Source organism: Streptacidiphilus neutrinimicus (assembly GCF_000787815.1).
GTDB classification, from domain to species: domain Bacteria; phylum Actinomycetota; class Actinomycetes; order Streptomycetales; family Streptomycetaceae; genus Streptacidiphilus; species Streptacidiphilus neutrinimicus.
The window spans coordinates 64,013-86,019 of sequence record NZ_BBPO01000021.1 but is presented as its reverse complement, the minus strand read 5'-3'; the positions used below and the strand labels follow the sequence as shown (position 1 = coordinate 86,019).

The 22,007-nt window shown below is 72.9% G+C and carries 18 protein-coding genes and 1 pseudogene; 10 read left to right on the top strand and 9 right to left on the bottom strand.

What is annotated here, in order from left to right; all coding sequences use genetic code 11:
- Positions 1-25 precede the first annotated feature (25 nt).
- A complete protein-coding gene (locus tag TR48_RS16020; protein WP_042367474.1) occupies positions 26-1,693 on the bottom strand; it encodes a carboxyl transferase domain-containing protein in 1,668 nt (555 codons plus the stop codon).
- Positions 1,694-1,877: 184 nt separating this feature from the next.
- Here TR48_RS16020 and TR48_RS16015 point away from each other — a divergent pair, with 184 nt between their 5' ends.
- The 3 genes from TR48_RS16015 to TR48_RS16005 all read left to right on the top strand — a co-directional run bounded on the left by TR48_RS16015 (position 1,878) and on the right by TR48_RS16005 (position 7,429).
- Positions 1,878-2,498, top strand: coding sequence for an SACE_7040 family transcriptional regulator (locus TR48_RS16015; RefSeq protein ID WP_042367472.1), 621 nt, complete (start codon positions 1,878-1,880; stop codon positions 2,496-2,498).
- Between the two features lie 152 nt (positions 2,499-2,650).
- The gene (locus tag TR48_RS16010; protein ID WP_042367470.1) at positions 2,651-3,118 is read left to right on the top strand and encodes a PPOX class F420-dependent oxidoreductase; all 468 of its coding nucleotides are present in this window, start codon (positions 2,651-2,653) and stop codon (positions 3,116-3,118) included.
- 72 nt (positions 3,119-3,190) lie between these two features.
- On the top strand, positions 3,191-7,429 hold the full coding sequence (locus TR48_RS16005; RefSeq protein WP_042367469.1) for an ABC transporter ATP-binding protein: 4,239 nt from the start codon (positions 3,191-3,193) through the stop codon (positions 7,427-7,429).
- 188 nt (positions 7,430-7,617) lie between these two features.
- Here TR48_RS16005 and TR48_RS16000 read toward each other — a convergent pair whose 3' ends face one another.
- Together TR48_RS16000 and TR48_RS15995 are read right to left on the bottom strand one after the other, a co-directional pair.
- Positions 7,618-8,475, bottom strand: coding sequence for a hypothetical protein (locus TR48_RS16000; protein WP_042367467.1), 858 nt, complete (start codon positions 8,473-8,475; stop codon positions 7,618-7,620).
- A 104-nt stretch (positions 8,476-8,579) separates the two neighbouring features.
- A complete protein-coding gene (locus TR48_RS15995) occupies positions 8,580-9,854 on the bottom strand; it encodes an MFS transporter (protein ID WP_052442706.1) in 1,275 nt (424 codons plus the stop codon).
- Between the two features lie 108 nt (positions 9,855-9,962).
- Between TR48_RS15995 and TR48_RS15990 the strand changes: the two genes are divergently transcribed.
- The 4 genes from TR48_RS15990 to TR48_RS15975 all read left to right on the top strand — a co-directional run bounded on the left by TR48_RS15990 (position 9,963) and on the right by TR48_RS15975 (position 13,706).
- Positions 9,963-10,562 (top strand): winged helix-turn-helix domain-containing protein, encoded by a 600-nt coding sequence (locus TR48_RS15990; RefSeq protein WP_042367466.1) that lies wholly within the window; start codon positions 9,963-9,965, stop codon positions 10,560-10,562.
- A gap of 128 nt (positions 10,563-10,690) precedes the next feature.
- Positions 10,691-12,061, top strand: coding sequence for a restriction endonuclease (locus tag TR48_RS15985; RefSeq protein WP_152627992.1), 1,371 nt, complete (start codon positions 10,691-10,693; stop codon positions 12,059-12,061).
- Between the two features lie 86 nt (positions 12,062-12,147).
- Complete coding sequence (locus tag TR48_RS15980) at positions 12,148-12,591, top strand: DUF6278 family protein (RefSeq protein WP_042367461.1); 444 nt, start codon at positions 12,148-12,150, stop codon at positions 12,589-12,591.
- Between the two features lie 233 nt (positions 12,592-12,824).
- Complete coding sequence (locus tag TR48_RS15975; RefSeq protein ID WP_042367460.1) at positions 12,825-13,706, top strand: ZIP family metal transporter; 882 nt, start codon at positions 12,825-12,827, stop codon at positions 13,704-13,706.
- A 41-nt stretch (positions 13,707-13,747) separates the two neighbouring features.
- Here TR48_RS15975 and TR48_RS15970 read toward each other — a convergent pair whose 3' ends face one another.
- Together TR48_RS15970 and TR48_RS15965 are read right to left on the bottom strand one after the other, a co-directional pair.
- Positions 13,748-14,686, bottom strand: coding sequence for a LysR family transcriptional regulator (locus tag TR48_RS15970; protein WP_042367458.1), 939 nt, complete (start codon positions 14,684-14,686; stop codon positions 13,748-13,750).
- Positions 14,687-14,758: 72 nt separating this feature from the next.
- A complete protein-coding gene (locus TR48_RS15965) occupies positions 14,759-15,520 on the bottom strand; it encodes a trypsin-like serine peptidase (protein WP_052442705.1) in 762 nt (253 codons plus the stop codon).
- A 173-nt stretch (positions 15,521-15,693) separates the two neighbouring features.
- On the opposite strand from TR48_RS15965, the gene TR48_RS15960 reads away from it, so the two are divergent.
- Entirely contained in the window at positions 15,694-16,668 is a 975-nt protein-coding gene (locus TR48_RS15960; protein ID WP_042367456.1) for an EamA family transporter, read from the top strand.
- Between the two features lie 103 nt (positions 16,669-16,771).
- Here the strand turns inward: TR48_RS15960 and TR48_RS45570 are convergent.
- Positions 16,772-16,978: pseudogene (locus TR48_RS45570) on the bottom strand (MarR family winged helix-turn-helix transcriptional regulator); the annotation flags it as partial.
- A 240-nt stretch (positions 16,979-17,218) separates the two neighbouring features.
- Here TR48_RS45570 and TR48_RS15955 point away from each other — a divergent pair.
- A complete protein-coding gene (locus TR48_RS15955) occupies positions 17,219-17,563 on the top strand; it encodes a DUF2218 domain-containing protein (RefSeq protein WP_042367453.1) in 345 nt (114 codons plus the stop codon).
- Positions 17,564-17,619: 56 nt separating this feature from the next.
- On the opposite strand, the gene TR48_RS15950 is transcribed toward TR48_RS15955, so the two are convergent.
- From TR48_RS15950 to TR48_RS15940, 3 genes are all read right to left on the bottom strand, one after another.
- Positions 17,620-18,075: a GNAT family N-acetyltransferase gene (locus tag TR48_RS15950; RefSeq protein ID WP_042367561.1), complete on the bottom strand. Its 456-nt coding sequence runs from the start codon at positions 18,073-18,075 to the stop codon at positions 17,620-17,622.
- 38 nt (positions 18,076-18,113) lie between these two features.
- Positions 18,114-18,602, bottom strand: coding sequence for a glutathione peroxidase (locus TR48_RS15945; RefSeq protein ID WP_042367451.1), 489 nt, complete (start codon positions 18,600-18,602; stop codon positions 18,114-18,116).
- A 181-nt stretch (positions 18,603-18,783) separates the two neighbouring features.
- Positions 18,784-19,557 (bottom strand): VOC family protein, encoded by a 774-nt coding sequence (locus tag TR48_RS15940; protein WP_042367449.1) that lies wholly within the window; start codon positions 19,555-19,557, stop codon positions 18,784-18,786.
- 178 nt (positions 19,558-19,735) lie between these two features.
- Between TR48_RS15940 and recD2 the strand changes: the two genes are divergently transcribed.
- Positions 19,736-21,955, top strand: a complete 2,220-nt coding sequence (gene recD2 / locus TR48_RS15935; protein WP_042367558.1) for an SF1B family DNA helicase RecD2 — start codon at positions 19,736-19,738, stop codon at positions 21,953-21,955.
- Positions 21,956-22,007: the final 52 nt, after the last annotated feature.

Here is a 22,007-nt window from a genome sequence, read left to right as displayed (position 1 = left end):
GCACTGGAGGTGACCTCTCGTCATGTCACATGCGGAAGACGCCGTAGGGGCGCGGCTCGGGCAGGGGCGCGTTGGCGCAGGCGCTCAGCGCCAGGCCGAGCACGGTGCGGGTGTCCAGCGGGTCGATCACGCCGTCGTCCCACAGGCGGGCCGTCGCGTAGTAGGCGCTGCCCTGACGGTCGTACTGCTCGCGTACCGGGCGGCGGAACTCCTCCTCCGCCTCGGTCGGCCAGTCCTCGCCGCGGGCCTCCATCTGGTCGCGACGCACCGTCGCCAGCACCGAGGCGGCCTGCTCGCCGCCCATGACGGAGATCTTGGCGTTCGGCCACATCCACAGGAAGCGAGGGGAGTAGGCCCGCCCGCACATCGAGTAGTTGCCCGCGCCGTAGGAGCCGCCGATGACGACGGTCAGCTTCGGCACCCGGGTGGTGGCCACGGCGGTCACCATCTTGGCGCCGTGCTTGGCGATGCCGCCGGCCTCGTACTTCTGGCCGACCATGAAGCCGGAGATGTTCTGGAGGAACAGCAGCGGGATGCCGCGCTGGTCGCAGAGCTCGATGAAGTGCGCGCCCTTGAGCGCGGACTCGGCGAACAGGATGCCGTTGTTGGCGACGATCCCGACGGGGTGGCCCTGGATCCGGGCGAAGCCGGTGACCAGCGTCGGGCCGTACTCCGCCTTGAACTCGGCGAAGCGGCTGCCGTCGACGACGCGGGCGATGACCTCGCGCACGTCGTAGGGGGTGCGCGAGTCGACGGGCACCGCGCCGTAGAGGGTCGCCGGGTCGACGGCGGGCTCCTCGGACGGCTCGACGGTCCACGGCCGCGGCGCGCGGGGGCCGAGCTCGCCGACGATGGTGCGCAGGATCGAGAGCGCGTGCGTGTCGTTCTCGGCCAGGTGGTCGGTGACGCCGGAGGTGCGGGAGTGCAGCTCGCCGCCGCCCAACTCCTCGGCGGTGACGACCTCGCCGGTGGCGGCCTTCACCAGCGGCGGGCCGCCGAGGAAGATCGTCCCCTGGTTGCGGACGATGACGGCCTGGTCGCTCATGGCCGGCACGTACGCGCCGCCCGCGGTGCACGACCCCAGCACGGCGGCCAGCTGGGGGACGCCGGCGGCCGACAGCCTCGCCTGGTTGTAGAAGATCCGGCCGAAGTGGTCCCGGTCGGGGAAGACCTCGTCCTGCATCGGCAGGAAGGCGCCTCCCGAGTCGACGAGATAGACGCAGGGCAGCCGGTTGTCGAGGGCCACCTCCTGCGCGCGCAGGTGCTTCTTGACCGTCATCGGGTAGTAGGTGCCGCCCTTGACGGTGGCGTCGTTCGCGACGACGACCACCTCACGGCCGGCCACCCGCCCGATGCCGGCGATCACGCCGGCGGCGGGGGCGTCCCCGTTGTAGAGCCCGTCGGCTGCCAGCGGGGCGAGCTCGAGGAAGGGCGAGCCGGCGTCGAGCAGCGTGTCGACGCGGTCGCGCGGCAGCAGCTTGCCGCGGGAGGTGTGGCGTTCGCGGGCGCGCGCTCCGCCGCCCGCCGCGGCTGCGGCCAGCTTGGCCCGCAGTTCGTCGGCCAGGGCCTGGTGTCCCTCGGCGTTGCTCCGGTAGGAGGCCGAGGTGGGATCCACCGTGCTGTCCAGCCGCGGAGCGGCGGCCCGGGCCTGTGGGCTCGGGGGAAAGCCGGTGGGGAGTGGAGCGGGTGCCATCGCCGAGAGCTCCTTTGCTCCTGTGAACGAGCGTTAACTTATACGCCTCAGGTTAACGCCGCCTAACAGGTCTGTCTACGATGGCCCAATGGTCAAGCCTTCGAGTCCCTCCGGCGCGGCGACCGCGACGTCGGCCGGAACGTCGACCGGCGCCTCCGGTGGCGGTTCGGGTCCTGCCGCGTCCATGGGTTCCACGGGCGGCGTGCCGGAGAACCCGAGGCGGGCACAGATCCGCCGGGAGGCGGCTCGTCTCTTCGCCGAGCGGGGCTTCCTCGGCGTGGGCGTGGACGAGATCGGCAGGGCCGTCGGCATCAGCGGGCCGGGCCTGTACCGGCACTTCGCCGGCAAGGACGCGATGCTGGCGGACCTGCTGATCGGCATCAGCGAGCGACTGCTGGAGCAGGGGCGGCGGCGGGTCGACGCATCGACCGATCCGCGCGAGGCGCTGGAGTCGCTGCTCCAGTGCCACATCGACTTCGCCCTGGACGAGAGCGCACTGATCACCCTGCACGACCGGGAGCTGCTCAACCTGCCGGACCGGGAGCGCCGCCAGGTCCGCAGCCTGCAGCGCCAGTACGTCGAGCTGTGGGTCGGCGTCGCCAGCGACGTGTTCCCCGGGCTGGGCGAGGAGGCGCGTCCGGCCGTCCACGCCGTGTTCGGGCTGCTGAACTCCACGCCGCACAGCGCCGCCGCCGGCCCGTCCGTCGCCGGTCACCCGGACGGGCGTGCGGCGATGGCCGCGCTGCTGCACCGACTCGCCCTCGGCGCCCTCGGCGCGGCGGCCGCGGAGCAGGCCGGGCGGTAGGGGCGGCCGCCGGCGGGCAGTGGCTCCGCCCTAGGACCTACGACCATCGCGGAGCTCCGATCGCGACCGTCGGCCGGTGCGCGACGGGAACACCCGGCGGCAGTCTGGTGCTGTGCCCAGAGGGCATCATCAGGCGCACGGGAGGACGCACGATGGCGAACAAGGATCTGCTGGATCTGGTGGCGCGGTCGCAGACCGGGGCGGTGGTCACCCTCAAGCGGGACGGCCGGCCGCAGCTCTCCAATGTCAGCATCACCTTCGCGCCCGGTCCGGGCGACGGTGCCGAGGGCGGTGAGGGCGGTGAGGGCGACCGGGGAGTGATCCGATTCTCCACGACGGCGGACCGCGCGAAGGTGGCCAACCTGCGACGGGACGCCCGGGTGAGCCTGTACGTGACCCGTCCCGACTTCGGCGGTTACGCCGTCGTCGAGGGGACGGCGCGGCTCACCCCCGTCGCGGCCGAGGCCGACGACGCGACCGTCGACGAGCTGGTCGACGTCTACCGGCGGATCGCCGGTGAGCATCCGGACTGGGACGAGTACCGGGCGGCCATGGTGGCCGATCGGCGGCTCGTCGTGCGCATCCCGGTCGAGCGGGTCTATGGCTGGGGTGGCTGGTGACACGAGTGGGAGAGGGTAAGCCCCTAAAGCGGCATGGACAGCTGACCGACGAGAAGATTAGTATCGCTAAATATGTCTCAGGCTCATAAGTCTCCGGGGGAAGTCTCGGCCCCCTCCACCGGCTCCGGCGCGGAGCGCCGGTCCGGTTGGGTGCGTCGGCTGAGCGGGTATGCCTGGCGCTACCGCACCAATGTCCTTCTGTCGTTCGGCGCCTCACTGCTCGGCATGGCGATCAGCGCCCTCGTGCCGCTGATCCCGCGCCACATCATCGACGACGTCATCACCACCCACCGCAGCGCGCTGGCCCCGTGGGCGATCGCGCTGGTCGCCGCCGCGGTCGCGGTCTTCCTGTTGACCATGATCCGCCGCTACTGGGGCGGACGTCTGGCCATGGACGTCCAGCACGACATGCGCCAGGACCTGTTCGACTCGCTGACCCGGCTCGACGGCGTCAAGCAGGACGGGCTCGACACCGGCCAGGTCGTCGGCCGCGCCACCTCGGACCTGCAGATGATCGTCGGGCTGCTCAGCATGCTGCCGATGATGACCGGCAACGTGCTGATGTTCCTGCTCTCCATCGTGGTGATGTTCTTCCTGTCGCCGCTGCTGACGCTGATCGCGTTGGCGATGGCCCCGGCGCTGTGGTGGTTCGCGTCGCTCAGCCGCAAGCGGCTCTTCCCCGCGACCTGGTCCGCCCAGCAGGAGGCCGGCCGGGTGGCCGGCGTCGTGGACGGTGCGGTCTCCGGTGTCCGCGTCGTCAAGGGCTTCGGCCAGGAGGAGCAGGAGCTCGGCCGCCTCGAGTCCGCCAGTCGCCGCCTCTACGCCAAGCGCCTGCGCGGCATCCGGCTCAGCGCTCGCTACAGCCCCGCGATGCAGGCGATCCCGGCGCTGGCCCAGGTCGCGGTGCTGGCCCTCGGCGGCTGGCTGGCCGTGCGCGGCGAGGTGACGCTGGGTACCTTCGTCGCCTTCTCCACCTACGTCGCCCAGATGACCGGCCCGGTCCGCATGCTCACCATGCTGCTGACGGTCGGGCAGCAGGCGCGCGCCAGCGTGGAGCGCGTCCTGCAGCTGATCGACGAGCGGCCGGTGATCACCGAGAGCGCCTCCGCGATCGACCTCGAACTGGACGAGCTCACGCAGCTCGAGCGCGCGGAAGGCCTGGACGGCCCGGCGGGGGCGGGGTCGAGCCTGCCCGCCGTCTCCTTCGAGGACGTCGACTTCGCCTACGCCTCCTCGTCCGAGCCGGTGCTGCGGGGGCTGAACCTGAGCGTGCGCGCAGGTGAGACCGTGGCCCTCGTCGGGGCCTCGGGCTCCGGTAAGTCCACGGTCGGCATGCTCGTGCCGCGCTTCTACGACGCGACCGCCGGCACGGTCCGGGTGCACGGCCACGACGTGCGGGACCTCACGATGCGGTCGCTCCGTGCCGCCATCGGCATCGTGCCGGAGGACAGCTTCCTCTTCTCCGAGTCCGTGCGCACCAACATCGCCTACGGCCGCCCCGACGCGACCGAGGACGAGGTGGTCGCCGCCGCCCGCGCCGCGCAGGCCGACGGCTTCATCCGGGAGCTGCCCGACGGCTACGACACCGTGGTCGGCGAGCAGGGGCTGACGCTCTCCGGCGGTCAGCGTCAGCGCGTCGCCCTCGCCCGGGCGATCCTGGCCGACCCGCACATCCTGCTGCTCGACGACGCGACCTCCGCCGTCGACGCGCAGGTGGAGGCGGAGATCCACGAGGCGCTGCGGTCGGTGATGGCCGGCCGTACGACGCTGCTGGTCGCGCACCGGCGGTCGACGCTGCAGCTGGCCGACCGCATCGGCGTGCTGGACCAGGGCCGTCTGGTCGACCTCGGCACCCACGAGGAGCTCGACGCCCGCTGCCCGCTCTACCGCTCGCTGCTGACCGACCCGGACGCCATGGCGGCGGACATCCGCCAGGCCGATCCGGCGGCGCAGATCCTCACCGACTCGCTGCTGGCCGCCGAGCTGGCCGACGACGAGCTGACCGACGTCCGCCCGGCCGACGCCGTGCTGCTGGAGGCCGCGGCCGCGATCGAGCTGGACGAAGCGCAGCTCGACCTCGCCGGACTCGACGCCTTGCAGCTCAACGACGCGCGGCTCAAGGACACGCAGCTCCACGACGCGCAGCTCAACGACGCGCAGGTCAACGACGCGCAGGTCAACGGGGCGCGGCTCAACCGGGTGGAGGCCGCCGTCCGTGTCGGCGGCGTGACACCGGAGCTGTGGGACCGGGAGCGTCACCCCGATCCCGACCCGGACGCGCCGGTGACCGCCAACCGCCCGGGCGCGGGCGGCGGGCACATGGGCGGCCACGGCGGCATGCACGCGGCGATGGGCGCCATGGCCGCGACGCCCGAGCTGCTGGCCAAGGTCGCGGCGCTGCCGCCGGCCGACGAGACTCCGGCGGTCCCGCTGGACGAGGCCCGCAGGCCGGACCCCTCCTTCAACGTGCGCCGGATGCTGGCGCCGTTCCGAGGACCGCTGCTGCTGGCCCTGCTCCTGGTGACGCTGGACGCGCTCGCCTCGCTCGTGCTGCCGATCCTGATCCGGCGCGGCATCGACGACGGCGTCAGCAAGGGCGCGGCCGCCGCGGTCGGCGTGGTGTCGCTGATCGCTCTGGCGGTGGTCCTCGCGGACTGGGCGGTGCAGACCGCCGAGACGCAGGTCAGCGGCCGCACCGGGGAGCGGGTGCTGTACGGGCTGCGGGTGAAGATCTTCGCTCACCTGCAGCGCCTCGGCCTCGACTACTACGAGCGCGAGCTCGGCGGCCGGATCATGACGCGCATGACGACCGACGTCGACGCGCTGACGTCCTTCCTGCAGACGGGCGTCGTCACCGCGGTGGTCAGCCTGCTCACGTTCTTCGGCATCTTCGTGGTGCTGCTCGTCCTCGACGCGGGGCTCGCGCTCTACGTCTTCGCCGTGCTGCCGGTCCTGATCCTGGCCACCCTGGTCTTCCGCACCAAGTCGTCGAAGATCTACCAGCTCGGCCGGGAGAAGGTCAGCACCGTCAACGCCGACCTGCAGGAGAACGTCGCGGGGATGCGGATCGTGCAGGCCTTCCTGCGCGAGGACCGCAACCGCGCGCGCTTCGCCGAACGCAGCGACGACTACCGGCGCACCCGGGTTCGGGCGCAGCTGTACATATCGCTCTACTTCCCGTTCGTGCAGATGCTCTCCAGCGTCGCGGCGGCCCTGGTGCTGATCGTCGGCGCCAACCGGGTCAACGCGGGAACGCTGACGACCGGCGCGCTGGTGGCCTACCTGCTCTACATCGACCTGTTCTTCTCGCCGGTGCAGCAGCTCTCGCAGGTCTTCGACGGATACCAGCAGGCCGCCGTCGGCCTCAGCCGGATCCGCGAACTGCTGCGCACCCCGACCTCCACGCCGCAGGCGGCACAGCCGGAGGCCGTGGGACGCCTGACGGGCGACATCCACTTCGACGGCGTGCACTTCGCCTACAACGCCCTCGGCGCCGACGCGAACCTGTCCGACGCCGGCCCGTCCGGCACGACCGCCGCGTCCGCGTTCGCGTCGAGCGGGATCGTGGCCTCGTCCGCGACGAAGCCGGGGCGCAAGCCTGAGGCGATCACCGGCGTGGACCTGCGCATCCCGGCCGGTCAGACCGTCGCGCTCGTCGGCGAGACGGGCGCGGGCAAGTCCACCCTGGTCAAGCTGCTGGCCCGGTTCTACGACGTCACGGGGGGCGCGGTCCGCGTGGACGGCCGGGACGTGCGGGAGATGGACCTGGCCGGGTACCGGCACCGCCTCGGCGTCGTCCCGCAGGAGGCGTACCTCTTCGCGGGGACGATCCGGGACGCGATCGCCTACGGGCGCCCGGAGGCGAGCGACGCCGAGGTCGAGGCGGCGGCCCGTGCCGTCGGCGCGCACGCGATGATCGCCCGGCTGGACGGCGGCTACCTCTACCGGGTCAGCGAGCGCGGCCGGAACCTGTCGGCCGGTCAGCGACAGCTGATCGCCCTCGCACGCGCTGAGCTGGTCGACCCGGACCTGCTGCTGCTCGACGAGGCGACGGCCGCGCTGGACCTGGCCACCGAGGCCGCGGTCAACCGCGCCGCGGACCGCCTGGCCCGGCACGGCGGCAAGCGTCGCACCACGGTGGTCATCGCCCACCGCCTCAGCACGGCGGCCCGCGCCGACCGGGTGGTGGTCATGGACCGCGGCCGCGTCGTCGAGGACGGCACCCACGCCGAACTCCTCGCCGCGGACGGCGCCTACGCCCGCCTGTGGCGTGCGTTCGTGGGGGAGGAGCAGACGGCCAGGGTCGGCTAGCGCCTGTCCAGGTCTGCACACGGCCTGTCCGAGCCGAACGAACCGACGCAGCACAGCAACGAGCCGACGCACCACAGCAACGAACCGACGCACCACGGCAACGAACCGACGCAGCACAGCAACGAACCGACGCCGTGCAGCGCAGCGCCCGCCTCCGACACAGCGGAGGCGGGCGCTGCCGCATGGCTTCACTCGGGCAGTTGCAGGACCTCGATGCGGCGGCGACCGGGCTCGGCGGGCGGCGCGGCGAACGAGGCGTCGCCCGAGCGAGGCGGGACCACCTTCTCCGCCGCGTCGACGCGGGCCGTCACCGCGCGCCACCACAGCGCGAACGGGACGCCGCCGTTCTCCCGTTCGACCCGGAGGCGCGCGGGCTCGTCCCAGACGATGCGGCGGACCGTCCACTCGGCGCGGAGGCGCAGCAGTTCGCGATCGAGCTCCTGGGCGCCGAAGCGGTCGGGTGAGACGAAGTCGGCAGGGCCGGTGGGCGTGGGGGCATCGCCGTCCCAGCGGAACACCCTCAGCTCCACCAGCCCGGCGGGGCCCTCGTGGTCGAGCTCGCGCAGCGACCAACCCCAGACGGGTTCGGCGCCCCGTCCGGCGAAGCGGGTACGGATCTCGGCCCAGCGACGGGCGACGGCTTGGGAGTCGAGGCGGCGGCGGATCTCGCAGTGGATCGGCCAGTAGCCCGTGGTGGCCGCGCGTACGGCGCGGGCGTACTCGGCGACGGCGGCCTCGAGCGTGTCCTCGGCCACCTGTCCGGCGCGGCGGCGGATGCCGGGGAGCAGGCGGCTCGCGGCCCGCTGCGCGCGGTGCTCCGCGGGGGCCAGCAGGCGGGCGGCCTCCGCGACGGCGGCCTGGTAGTCGGCGGCGGCGGTGCGCCACGCGTCCCATTCGACCCGGTCGACGGGGATCAGGCCGTCCACGCGGTCCGCGTCCGCGGTGTCCGCCTCGGTCAGCGCGAGCAGGCGCGGTTCGTCGACCTCGGCACCCTTCCGGGCCGGGGTCTCCAGCAAGGTCACCAGCACCCAGAGATCGCCGATCATCCAGCCACCCGTTCCGACAGCCGTCCGTCGCAGGTGAACTACCCACGGACCTCGATCGATAGCCCGCGCCCGGCCCTCGCGTTCGGTCGAGCCTCAGGCCGCCGTCACGCGGCGGACGACGGCCAGACCGCGCGGCGCAGCTCCGGCACCGCCGCCGCGCGGAGGGCGGCCAGGGCGAGCACGGCGGCGAGCAGGAGCATGCAGCCGGCACCGCCGAGAAACTGGAGCAGCAGGCCGACGGCTCCGCTACCGAGCGGGATGCCGAGGCCGACCACGGTCATCGTCGCGGTGATGGTGCGGCCCCGCTGGGCGTCCGGGACCTGGCGGAAGATCAGAACGTCCAGCAGCACGCTGAGGGCGGGGATGCCGAGCATGCCCGCGACCAGCAGCGCCCCCGTCGCCCAGGGGCCGTCCACGAACCCCAGCGCGGCGAAGACCGGGGCCTCCAGACCGACGATGCCGATCAGCAGCGTGCCGGGGCGGAACCTCCGGTGCAGGAAGCCGACCAGCGCGGCGCCGGCCAGGCCGCCGACCGCCGAGCCGGCGAGCGCCGCACCGATCGCCCAGGCGGGGGTGTGCTGCTCGCGGAGGCGGTAGATGACGGCGAGGCTGAGCGGCGCGCCGCACGCGTTCAGCGCGGTGACCAGCAGCAGCGCCAGCCGCAGGGTCGGCGCCTGCCACAGCGAGCGGACGCCGTCGAAGACGGTGCGCAGCGACGCGCCGGGATCGGTGGCCGTCGGCTGCAGCGGGCGCACGATCAGGGCGCAGATCAGGGAGACGGCGAAGCCGAGCGCGCTGAAGACGAACGGCACCGCGCGGCCGAAGCCGTAGAGGAATCCGCCCAGCGGCGGACCGGCCAGCTCGGCGAGGCTGACGCGGAGTTCGTCCTGGGTCAGCGCGGCGGACAGCTGCTCGGGGGCGACGACGGCCCGGACCAGCAGCATGCGGGCCGCACCGCCCAGGGGCTGTGCCGCGCCGAGCACGGCGGCGACCAGCAGGAGGTGAGGCAGCGTCAGTGCGCCGACCAGGCCGGCCAGGACGACGGAGCCGGTGGCCGTGACGCGCAGCGTCTCGGCGGCGATCAGCACGCGGCGGCGGTCGCGGCGGTCGAGCAGGACTCCGGCGGGCAGGCCGCACAGCACCGTGGCTGCGGCCTGGATCACGCCGAACAGTCCGGCCCACGCCGGGGAGCCGGTGAGCGCCAGGACGACCAGGGGGTAGGCGACGTCGGCGGCGGTGATGCCGGTGAGGGCGGAGGCGGAGCCGAGCCAGAGCAGCTGGAAGCGCCAGTTGCGACGCAGCGGAGGCAGGGCGGTCGGCTGCGGCGCGGGTGCTCCGGTCCCCTGCCCCGTGCTGCTGTCGATGGTGCTTGCGGTCATGACAGGCCCTCCCCGATCCGTCGAATGGCGTGAACGTTCTCGCATTCGCTGACGTTCACTATGACGTGAATGATGGCGCATGGGTGAGCGCCTGGCAAGATGGGGGCCATGGACGACGTTCGGGACGTACGCATCGTGGAGGACGTGGAGACGCTGAAGGCGCTCTCCGACCCGCTCCGGCTCAGCATCCTCCAGACGATGACCGGTGCGCCCGCCGACCGGTTCTGGACGGCCAAGGAGCTCGCCCGCGAGCTGAAGGAGCCGCAGACCAAGCTCTACCGCCACCTCAAGCACCTGGAGGAGGCCGGGCTGATCCTCGTCGCCGAGACCCGGGTCGTCTCCGGCATCGTGGAGCAGCGCTACACCGCCGCGCAGCGCCGGATCCAGTTGAGCAAGGGATTTCTTGCCTCGACAGCGGCCGGTGAGACCGAGGAGCGCGACGCGGCGCTCGAACTCGTCAACTCGGCGCTGATCTCTTTCGAGCGGGAGCTCGCCGAGGCGCTGCGCTCCGGGCGCGTCCGCCTCGACGACGCCGACGAGCGGCGGCGGCCCATGGTGATGATCGCCGACTTCCGGCTCGCCGCCGACCGCGCCGAGGCCTACCAGGCGCGGTTCCGGCAGCTCATGGACGAGCTCTCCGCTGAGCCCGACGACCCGGACGGCGTGCCGGTGCACCTGATGCTGGCGATGTACCGCGCCGACAAGTGAGCGAGGGAGGACCGCCCGCTGACGGCCCGTGGGCTCGCGCGGTGTGGCATATCGGGGACATGGACGGACTTGCCGATGAGATGCTTGGTCCCTTGTGGCGTGGGCGGCGCGGTGGAGGGGACGGCGAAGTGACGGGGCATCGGCGGGCGGTGCTGGCCCAGCAGTACACCGAGGTGGCGGAGGCCGCCGAGCAGCGTCTGGACGAACTGCTGGACCTGACGGCCGACCCCTCGCCCGCCGTGGACTTCGAGGCGCTGCGCCGCGAGTACGCGCCGCGCCCGCTGCCGCCGACCGCCGTCTCCGAGCCGCCGCGCTGGGCGGACTTCGAGCCCGACCCGGCCCAGCTGCCCGTCGGCCGCTCCGGGCAGCCCCTGCTCGACGCCGCCTACCAGCAGAACCTCGCCTCCGCCCGGCTCGCCCACCAGCGCGCCCTGCGCGAGTACCGCGAGCAGGAGCGCACGCTGCGCGACCGCGCCGAGGAGGTCAGGCTCGCCTACGAGCGCGAGGAGCGCGAGCGCGCCGACGCGGTGCGGACATACAACGAGCGCCTCGTCGAGTACCGGCACGCCTACGAGGACGGCGAGCCGGCCGCGGTCGAGTCGGTGATGGAGCGCGCCCTGGCCGCGGCCGGACGGCTGCCCGGCCTGGAGGTCCCGGCCCGCGTCGGCTACCGCCCGCTGACCCGGACCGCCGTCATCGACCTGGTTCTGCCCGGGGTGGGCGTCGTCCCGCCCGCGCTGGCCTTCCGCGTCTCGCCGGACGACTCCGACGGCGGCGTCGAGCCCGTGCCGCGCCCGCGCGAGGAGTGCGTCGAGCGGTACCTTCTCCTGGTCGCCCGCCTGGCGCTGCGCGCACTGGACGCCGTGGTCGCGGCCGACACCGAGTCGCACCTGGACGGCGTCGTGCTGAACGGACGGGTCGTCACCGCCGAGGCCGGGGAGACGACGCTGCTCAGCGTGGACGCGCGCCGCCACGATCTGTATGCGCGGACGCTGCTCCCCACCCAGCATGCGGAGGCGTGGGCGCGGCTTCGGGAGCTGCCCTGCCGGATCACCGCCGACCCCTACGCCCCCGCGCCCGTCGCCCCCTTCGGCGTCAGCAGCGCGACCGCGCCGCTGCCGGAGGAGCTCTCGCCGGGCGAGTTCGCGGGCCTCGCGGCGGAGCTGTTCGCCGCGATGGGGCTGCCGGACTGGGACGCCCGCATCGTCGGCCGCGACGGCCTGCTCGCGATAGCCCACGGCGACGGCGTGGGCTTCGCCGACCACCCCTACGTCGTCTGCCTCGCGCGGCGCCCCGCGGTGGTCGGCGAGGAGGCGGTCCGCAACGTCGCCGAGGTGATGGCGGAGGAGCAGGCGGAGGCGGGCATCTGGGCCACGACCGGCAGCTTCCACCCGCAGGCCGTCCTGGCCGCTGCCGAGCACCCGGGCCTGCGCCTCATCGACGGCGGCGAGCTCCGCGCGCTGATCCGCGAGCACCTCGGCGCGGAGCTCGGCGGCTGAGAGCTCCACCCCGCCCGGCCCCGGCTGCCCGCAACTTTCCCGTGCCCTTCAGGGCCCGGGCGCCTCCCCGGTGTCACCCTTGAGGCATGAGCTTCCCCTTCATGGATCGCTGGCGGCCGCGCAGGGACGACGCCGAGGCGCGGGCCGAGCGGTATCCCGGGGGAGTGGGAGACCCCGCGAGCCTCGCGGAGCTGCTCGGCGAGTGCGCACTGCTGCGCGGCCGCGCCGCCGACATGGGGTTGGAGCTGGACGACGCCCCCGAGTCGCTCTCCGCGCTGGACCAGCTGCCGCCGCGCTGGCGTGACGACCCGCAGGAGGCGTCCGAGCTGGGGCACGACGCGGGGCTCTACCTGGGCTCGGTGATCATCGCGTCGGTCCCCGGTGCGCGCTGGGAGCTGCTGCGGGACGGGCGCCCCTTCGTCCGGCTGGCGAGCGGGCGCGAGCTCGACGTGGCGGCGGTCGGCCGTGACTGGGCCGCGCAGGGAGCCCCCTCGTTGTGGCAGGTGTACTCCGAGGCCGACGAGGGTTGAGCCGGCCAGCGGTCGCCGGTCGCCCTGACCGGTCGTGATCGGTCGTCCTGGTCGGTCGCCCGTGCGGAGCACTCGGCGCGCGGGTGGACGGGCCGTCAGCGAGGATGGTGCCGAGGGCGCCGAGGGTGGGCCCGCAAAGAGGGCGGCGGCGACTGGGCAGGGCGCCGCCGCCCTCGCCTGTCGTCCGCGTCCCCTCCCTCGATCCCGCCCCGTCCCCGTCCTCGGGAGGGCCGATGCCGGTACTCGTGGCCGCAGGAGCCTTCGTGATGACCCTCCTCGGCGGGCTCGTCGCCGGGCGGTTCGGCGACCGTCGGCACCTGCTCCTCGGACTGGCCGCCGGACTGATGCTCGGGGTCGTCTCCTTCGACCTGCTGCCCGAGGCGGTCGAGGCGGCTGGGAAGCATCTGTGGGGCGTGCCGGAAGCACTGCTGATGTTCGTCCTCGGCTTCCTGGTGCTGCACATAGCCGAGCGCTCGGTGGCGATCCACCGGGCGCACGAGGGGGAGTACGCCGCTCACGAGCACGCCGGACTCCCTCACGTCCACACCCCCTCGCACGGCCCGGGGCAGGGCGGGAGCCAGGGGCGGACCCACGATCCGAGCCAGGGGCACGGGCACGCGCACGGGCACGGGCACGGGCACGGCGTCATGGCGGCGGTCGGCCCCGACGGCAGGAGCCAGAAGCTCGGCCTCGCGGCCGCGTCGGGGCTCTGCGTGCACAGCGTGATGGACGGCTTCGCGATCGGCGCGGCGTTCCAGGTCGGGAACAGCTTCGGCGCGGTGGTGGCGGTCGCCGTACTGGCCCACGACTTCGCGGACGGCTACAACACCTTCACGATCACCCGCCTCTACGGCAACGACACACGGCGGGCGGTGCTCCTGCTGGCACTGGACGCGATCGCCCCGGTCGCCGGCGCGGCTGTCACCCTGGCCTTCACCATCCCCGAACATGTCGTCGGGCTCTACCTGGGCTTCTTCGGCGGCTTCCTGATGTACCTGGCCACCTCGGACATCCTCCCCGAGGCGCACAGCCCGCACCCCTCGCGCTCGACGCTGTTCTGCACAGTCGCCGGAGCGGGCTTCATGTGGCTGGTCATCGGCCTCGCCAACAGCTGACCGACGCCGAAGCGGGCCGAGGCGGGCCGGCGCGCGGCCGCTCAGCCGCGCTGGGCGATCAGCGTCGGTTCGGGGGCCGCCGTGCGCTCCGGCCAGTGCCGACGCAGCGCCTCCAGCGCGGCGATGATCGCCGGGCGGCGCGAGGCGTGCTCCCGCCAGAGCACAGAGACCCGCCGGGTCGGCTCCGGCACGATCGGCCGGGCGACGACCCCCTCCGGCAGCGGCGCGCGGCCGAGGCGCGGCACCAGGCCGAGGCAGAGCCCGGCGGCGATCAGCGCGATCTGCGTGTCGAACTCCGTGGCCTGGAAGCGCGTGTCCGGTTCCTCCCCGGCCTCCCTGAGGGTGCGGATCAGCCAGTCGTGACAGATGGTGCCGGCGGGAGTGTTCACCCAGGTCTGCCCGAGGAGGTCACCGACGCTGAGCACCTCCCGCACGGCGAGCGGATGGTCGGCGGGCAGCACGGCGTCGACCACGTCCTGGCCCAGGGGCCGGCGGGCGACGCCCTCGGGCGTGGCGAGGGGGGTGTTGGGCCAGTCCTGGACCACCGCGAGGTCGATCTCCCCGCGGGCGACCAGCTCGGCCATGAGGTAGGGGTCGCTCTCCAACACCCGCAGCTCGAGATCCGGGTAACGGGCGGTCAGATCGGCCAGGACCGCCGGCAGCAGGCCGCGCGCCGCGGTGGCGAAGGCCGCGAGGAAGAGCCGCCCGGTCACCTGCCCCCGGCGCGCCTCGAGCCCCACCTCGGCCTGCTCCACCAGCGCCAGCACGGTCCCCGCGGTCCGCACGAGCTCCTGCGCGGCGTCGGTCAGCACGACGCCGCGGCCGCGCTTCTCCAGCAGCGGGGTCCGCGTCTCCCGTTCCAGCTTGCTGATCTGCTGGGAGACGGCCGACGGGGTGTAGCCCAGGGCCGCGGCCGCGCGTCCGACGGAGCCGTGCACGGCCACGGCGTGCAGTGCGCGGAGTCGTCCCAGATCCATCATGCAGGCAGCTTATGACCCGCGGCGGAGTGCACCGGGCCGCGCGGTTCCGCGGACGGCGGGCTCGGCGGGTGGTCAGCCGCGTGCCACCGCAGCCCGGTAGACCGCCGCGATCGAGGGGCCGAAGTAGGGCGAGTACGAGACGTCGGCCGTGTCACCGCCCTCCTCGTAGCCGCCGATGACACCCGCGACCGCGCCGCGGGTGCGGGCGTCGGAGCTGGTGCCGACGAGGAAGGGGCCCCCGCTGGTGCCGCCGGGGAGGCCGGGGCAGTCGAACTCGAGCTGGTGGGCGTTGAAGCGCCGCAGGCGGGAGGCGCAGTGGACCGGGCGGTCGGTGCGGCTGGGGTAGCCGATGGCCACGGCGCGGGTCCCGGGGCGCGGGTTGAAGGCCAGGGCCTCCGCCCCTGCCGCGTCCTGGATCCTGCGTCCGGACGCGTCGGGACGCAGGATCAGAAAGGCGACGTCGGAGTTCTGGCTGCCGCGGGCGGTCCAGCCGCTGTCGGCGACGACCGTGGCCACCGACCAGGTGCCGAAGGGGCGCCGTCCGTCGTGGTAGCCGGGGACGAAGGTGAGGCCGCCCCGGGCGTGGCCGGTGCCGGGCGAGATGACGCAGTGGGCGGCCGTCACCACGATGTCGCGGGTGGGGCTGTCGACGACGGCGCCGCTGCAGAAGTGGTGGTCGGGGTGGGCGGCGGAGGAGCCGAAGATCGCGCCGACGCGGGAGGCCCCGCCGAACGCCGTGGAGTCGATCGCTCCGGAGGCGGTGACCTGGGTCTGCGGCGCAGTCAGCAGCACGGCGAGCATCGCACCGGCGGCCGCCAACGAACGAAGCGTCATGAACCGCATCATTTGCCAGAAACAGGGCAGCTGCCACTGTTGATGGCAAGCGGGTGATGTGACGGCCCGTCGGCTCAATAAAGACACCGGCCTCCACTGTTCAGCATCTATGAATGGTTCACTGAAGAACTGTTTGCTGGTGCTGAACTGATGCGCCGGGTGATCCTCGGAGCATGACAGGTCGCCACTTCGGACTCGCCGTCCTCGTCGCCGCCATCTGGGGCGTCAACTTCGTCGCCATCGACGCCGGGCTGAGCCACTACCCGCCGCTGCTTTTCACCGCTCTCCGGTTTCTGGTCGCGGCGGTGCCGGCCGTCTTCCTGGTCGGGCGACCGGGCGTGCCGTGGCGCTACGTTCTGGCGGGCGGACTGGTACTGGGGGCAGTGCAGTTCGGGCTGCTCTTCGAGGGAATGAAGGCCGGCATGCCGGCGGGGCTGAGCTCACTCGTCCAGCAGGGGCAGGCGGTTTTCACCGCGGTCTTCGCCGCGACGCTGCTGCGGGAGCGGATCGCTCCGCGTCGGCTGCTGGGACTCGGGGTCGCCGTCGCGGGCATGGTCGTGGCGGCGTTGGACCAGGCGTCGCGCGGCGGGGCCGCGCCACTCGGTGCGTTCGCCCTGGTGGTGGGGGCGGCGGCCGCGTTCGGATTCTCCAACATCATCACCCGGAAGGCCGCGCCGCCGGACGCGCTGCGCTGGATGGTCTGGGTCAGCGTGGTGCCGCCGGTGCCGCTGGCGGCGCTGTCGCTCCTCGTCGAGGGCCCCCGGGCGGACCTGCGCGCGCTGACCACGGTCAGCCCGAGCGCAGTGGGCTCGTTGCTCTATGTCGGGTGGGGCGCGACGCTGGTCGGGTTCGGGCTCTGGGGTCACCTGCTGCGGCGTCACGACGCGTCCGTGGTCGCGCCGTTCTCGCTGCTGGTGCCGGTCTTCGGGATGTCCTCGGCCTGGCTGCTGCGCGGGGAGGCGCTCAGCCCGCTCGCCGGCGCGGCGGCCGGGCTGGTGATCTCCGGGATCGCGATCGCGTCCGTCACCCGCCTGCCGCGGGGGCGGCGTGCGGATGGCCGTGCGGGCCGTGGTGCGGGTGAGCCTGCTCGTATGCCTCCTCCGCGACGTGCAGCAGACGCAGCAGTGTCACCCGTTCGGCCGAGCTGACCGGACCGAAGTACTCGGCGGCGACCTCTCGGCGGACAGCGGCGATCTGGGCCACGGCCGCCTCGCCCTGCTCCGTCAGATGGAGCAGCGTGGCACGGCGGTCGTCCGGGTCGGGGGAGCGGGTGACCAGGCCGGCGGCCTCCAGTGCGTCGACCACCGTGGTGGCCGAGCGCGGGGCGATCCGCAGCCGCTCCGCGAGCTGGTTGAGGCGGGTGCCGCGGCCGCAGCTCCAGGCCAGCGTGTCCAGCGCGCGGCCCTGCGAGGGTGTCAGCCCGTGGGGGGCCAGGCGGTGGAAGGTGGCCTTCCGCATGCGCTTGCTCGCGCGCATCAGCGCGTCGGCGAGCTCGACCTCGGTGGGGATCGGCTCGGGCGCGGGGGCGGACGGGACGGCGGCGGTCACGGATGGGCTCCTGCGTAGGGGGAGGCCAGGATATCGACAGAGTCGGCGAGGGCCGGCGAGGGAAATAAATAGAGAGCTAAGCTCATTATGCCTTAGGCTCGCCTAAGCAGCCAGGGGTCCGCCGTGGCTGCCGTCTCTCTGGAGGTTTCCATGGCCCGCTCTCATGCACGCGTCGCCACCGACCGCCCGCACCGCTATGCCAAGCAGCTCGCCTCGCACTTCGGTCGCAAGATCGAGACCCACTGGGACGAAGAGACAGGGCAGGGCTCGCTCAGCTTCAGCCTCGGCACGGCCGCGATGACCGCCACTCCGGACGCCCTGCTGCTCGTCGTCGAGGGCGCCGCCGAGGACCTCGACCGTCTGGAGGACGTCGTGGGCCGTCATCTGGTCCGCTTCGGGACCAAGGACGAACTGGTCGCCGAGTGGCACCGCGCCGACGGCACCCCCGGCACCGTCCAGCGCAACGAGGAGGGGGCCGCGGCCGAGCAGGCCTGATCAGCTCCGCCTGATCAGCTCCGCCTGATCAGCTCCGCCTGATCAGCTCCGCCTGATCAGCTCAACGGCAGCTTGAACCCGACGTGTGAGCCCGTGAAGCCCAGCCGCTCGTAGAACCGGTGCGCGTCCGTGCGGGAGTTGTCGCTGGTCAGCTGGACCAGCGTGGCGCCGAGGCGGCGCGACTCCGCGACGGCGTGCTCCATCAGCGCCGTGCCCAGCCCGCTGCCGCGCTGGTCGGCGCGGACCCGGACGGCCTCGATGATCGTGCGGGTGGCCCCGCGCCGCGAGAGGCCCGGGATCACCGTCAGCTGCAGCGTGCCCACCACCTCGCCCGCCCGCTCCGCCACGATCTGGTGCTGGTTCGGGTCGGCGTCGACCCGGGCGAACGCCTCCTCGTAGGGGACGAGGTCGTCCGGCGACTCCCGGCCGACGCCGAGCGAGTCGGCGGCGAGCATGGCCACGATGGCGGGCAGATCGGTGGCCGCGGCCCGCCGGAAGATGACGTCGGTCATGATCATCACCCTACGCGGCGGACCCTGCGGCGCGGGGCTCAGGCCGAGAGCTGTCCCTCGATCGCGGCGATCAGCTCCGGCGCCTCCGGCTCGGTCCGCGGGCGGAACCGGCCCACGACCTCGCCCTTGGGCGAGAGCAGGAACTTCTCGAAGTTCCAGGTGATGTCGCCCGCCTCGCCGGCGGCGTCCTCGGCGGCGGTCAGCTCGGTGTAGAGCGGGTGCCGCTCGGGGCCGTTCACGTCCGTCTTCTCCAGCAGGGGGAAGCTGACGCCGTAGGTGGTCGAGCAGAAGGTCTGGATCTCCTCGGCCGAGCCGGGCTCCTGGCCGGCGAACTGGTTGCACGGCACGCCCAGCACAGTGAAGCCGCGCCCGGCGTACGCCTGCTGGAGGCGCTCCAGGCCGGCGTACTGCGGGGTCAGGCCGCACTTGGACGCGACGTTGACCAGCAGCACCGCCTGGCCCGCGTAGTCGGCGAGGCTGGTGGGCTCGCCGCTCAGGGTCTTCAGCGGAATGTCGGTCAGGCTCATCTTGGATCCTCCGGGGCTCTGCTCGTCAGGGCGCGGTCGGCCGATGGTCGAGGTTGGCCCTCGACCATCGGCCACAACCGCGCCACGGGCCTGCTTCTTCCCGACGGGCCGGCTTCTTCCCGACGGGCCGGCTTCTTCCGGAAGGGCCGGCGCCGGGCGGCCGGGCGGGTCAGCCGGGCGGTCAGCGAGCCTGCGGGGCGCTGGCGATCACCGAGAACAGGGAGCCGTGCGGGTCGCGCACGGAGGCCATCCGGCCGACGCCCTCCAGCGAGGCCGGGCCCATCAGCACGGCGCCGCCGAGCTCGGCGACCTTGGCGACCGTCGCGTCGCAGTCCGCGACCTCGAAATAGGGCAGCCACATGGTGACGGTCTCCCCGGGGAAGTGGCCCATCAGGCCGCCGAACGACGACTCGTCGCTGCCCATCGAGGCGACGGTGTAGGTGAACTCGCCCATGTCGTTGTCGGTCAGCGACCAGCCGAAGACGGAGGTGTAGAAGCCGCGGGCGGCCTCGGCGTCGGCGGTGTGCAGCTCCGTCCAGGACAGCGAGACCGGCACGCCCGCGATGTCGAAGCCCTTGGTCAGCTGTGGCTGCCAGACGGCGAACTCGCCGCCCTGCGGGTCGGTGAACTGGGCCATCCGGCCGAAGCCCATCACGTCGGAGGCCGGGACGCGGACCTTGCCGCCGGCCTGCTCGACCGCCCGCACGGCGGCCTCGGCGTCGTCCGTGCCGAAGTAGATCGTCCAGGCCGGAGTGGCGCTCGGGTCCATCACCGGGCCGACGCCGCCGATGCGCTTGCCCCCGCTCCGGTAGAAGCCGTAGCCGCCCGCCTCCGGCCCGGCGTCCTCCTTCTCCCAGCCGAGCAGGGAGGTGTAGAAGGCGTCGGTGGCCTTGACGTCCGGGCTGCCGAGGTCGATCCAGCGCGGGGTGCCCGGGGTGTAGTCGGTGCTCAGCATCAGGTGCTCCTGTGGGTTGTGTCCTGTGCGCCGCCTCACAGTCTTCCGCGCTCCACTGACAATTCACCCCCTCCAGGGCGGCCGGGTCGTGAACGATTTTTATCGATAGTTTTCGAGCAGATTCGAACGCAAATGAGCGGATCGAGCCTTGTCGGCCCCACCCGCTACGGTGCTGCTCATGAACCAACTGGCGGTGGTCGAGGGGGTGCTGGAACGCATCACCTTCGCGAGCGAGGAGACGGGCTGGACGGTCGCCCGCGTCGACACCGGCCGCGGCGGGGGCGAGCTCCTCACCGTCGTCGGCGCGCTGCTCGGCGCCCAGCCTGGGGAGAGCCTGCGCATGCACGGCCGCTGGGGCAGTCACCCCCAGTACGGCAAGCAGTTCACCGTCGAGAACTACACCACCGTGCTGCCCGCCACCGTCCAGGGCATCCGCCGCTACCTGGGCTCCGGGCTGATCAAGGGCATCGGGCCGCGGCTGGCCGAGCGGATCGTCGACCACTTCGGGCTGGAGACGCTGGACGTCATCGAGACCGAGCCGGCCCGCCTGATCGAGGTCCCCAAACTCGGGCCCAAGCGCACCAAGCTGATCGCCGCCGCCTGGGAGGAGCAGAAGGCGATCAAGGAGGTGATGGTCTTCCTCCAGGGCGTCGGCGTCTCCACCTCCCTCGCCGTCCGCATCTACAAGAACTACGGTGACGCCTCGATCTCCGTGGTGAGGAACGAGCCCTACCGTCTGGCCGCCGACGTCTGGGGCATCGGCTTCCTGACCGCGGACCGGCTGGCCCAGGCCGTCGGCATCCCCAAGGACAGCCCGCAGCGGGTCAAGGCGGGCCTGCAGTACGCCCTGTCGCAGTCCTCCGACCAGGGCCACTGCTTCCTGCCGGAGGAGCAGCTGATCTCCGACGCGGTCAAGCTGCTGGCCGTGGACACGGGCCTGGTCATCGAGTGCCTGGCCGAGTTGGTCGCCGAGGAGGGCGTGGTCCGCGAGCAGGTCCCTGGAGCGGAGCACGACGAGGCCGGGCACGCGGTGCCGGTCAGCGCGATCTACCTGGTCCCCTTCCACCGGGCGGAGGTCTCCCTGGCGGCCCAGCTCGGTCGGCTGCTGCGCACTCCCGAGGACAGGCTCGGCGGCTTCGCCGACGTCGACTGGGCCCGCGCGCTGACGTGGCTGCGCGGGCAGACGGGGGCCGACCTCGCGCCCGAGCAGGAGGCGGCCGTCAAGCTCGCGCTGACCAGTAGGGTCGCCGTGCTGACCGGCGGTCCCGGCTGCGGCAAGTCCTTCACCGTCCGCTCGATCGTCACCCTGGCGCTGGCTCGCAAGGCCAAGGTGGTGCTGGCCGCGCCGACGGGCCGGGCCGCCAAGCGGCTCGCCGAGCTGACCGGGGGTGAGGCCGCCACCGTCCACCGGCTGCTGGAGCTCAAGCCGGGCGGGGACGCCGCCTACGACCGCGACCGGCCCCTCGACGCCGACCTGGTCGTGGTCGACGAGGCCTCCATGCTGGACCTGCTGCTGGCCAACAAGCTCGCGAAGGCCGTCCCGCCCGGCGCCCACCTGCTGCTGGTGGGTGACGTGGACCAGCTCCCCTCCGTCGGCGCGGGCGAGGTCCTGCGGGACCTGCTCGCCCCCGGCAGCCCGCTCCCTTCGGTCCGGCTGACGCGGATCTTCCGGCAGGCGCAGCAGTCGGGTGTGGTCACCAACGCCCACCGGATCAACGAGGGCGTCCCGCCGATCACGGACGGCCTGGTCGACTTCTTCCTCTTCGCCGAGGAGGACACCGAGCGCACCGCCGATCTGACCGTCGACGTGGTCGCCCGCCGCATCCCGAAGCGTTTCGGCCTCGACCCCGGCCGGGACGTGCAGGTGCTCGCCCCGATGCACCGCGGGCCGGCCGGGGCCGGCAACCTGAACACTCTGCTCCAGGCGGCGATCACCCCCTCGCGGCCGGACCGCCCCGAGCGCCGCTTCGGCGGGCGGACCTTCCGGGTCGGCGACAAGGTCACCCAGATCCGCAACAACTACGACAAAGGGCGCAACGGCGTGTTCAACGGCACCGTCGGGGTCGTCACCGCGCTGAACCCCGAGGAGCAGCAGCTCACCGTCCGCACAGACGAGGACGAGGACGTGGTCTACGACTTCGACGAGCTGGACGAACTGGCCCACGCCTACGCGGTCACGATCCACCGGTCGCAGGGCAGCGAGTACCCGTGCGTTGTGATCCCTCTCACCACGAGCGCCTGGATGATGCTCCAGCGCAACCTGCTCTACACGGCCGTGACCCGCGCCAGAAAGCTGGTGGTACTGGTCGGCTCGCGCCGGGCGCTCGGTCAGGCCGTCCGGGCGGTCTCCGCAGGTCGCCGACACACGGCTTTGGACCATAGGCTGGCTCGGGGGTAGGTTCCGCTGTCAGAACTTGAAAGCGAATGACCCGATTCTTTGTGACCTTCGG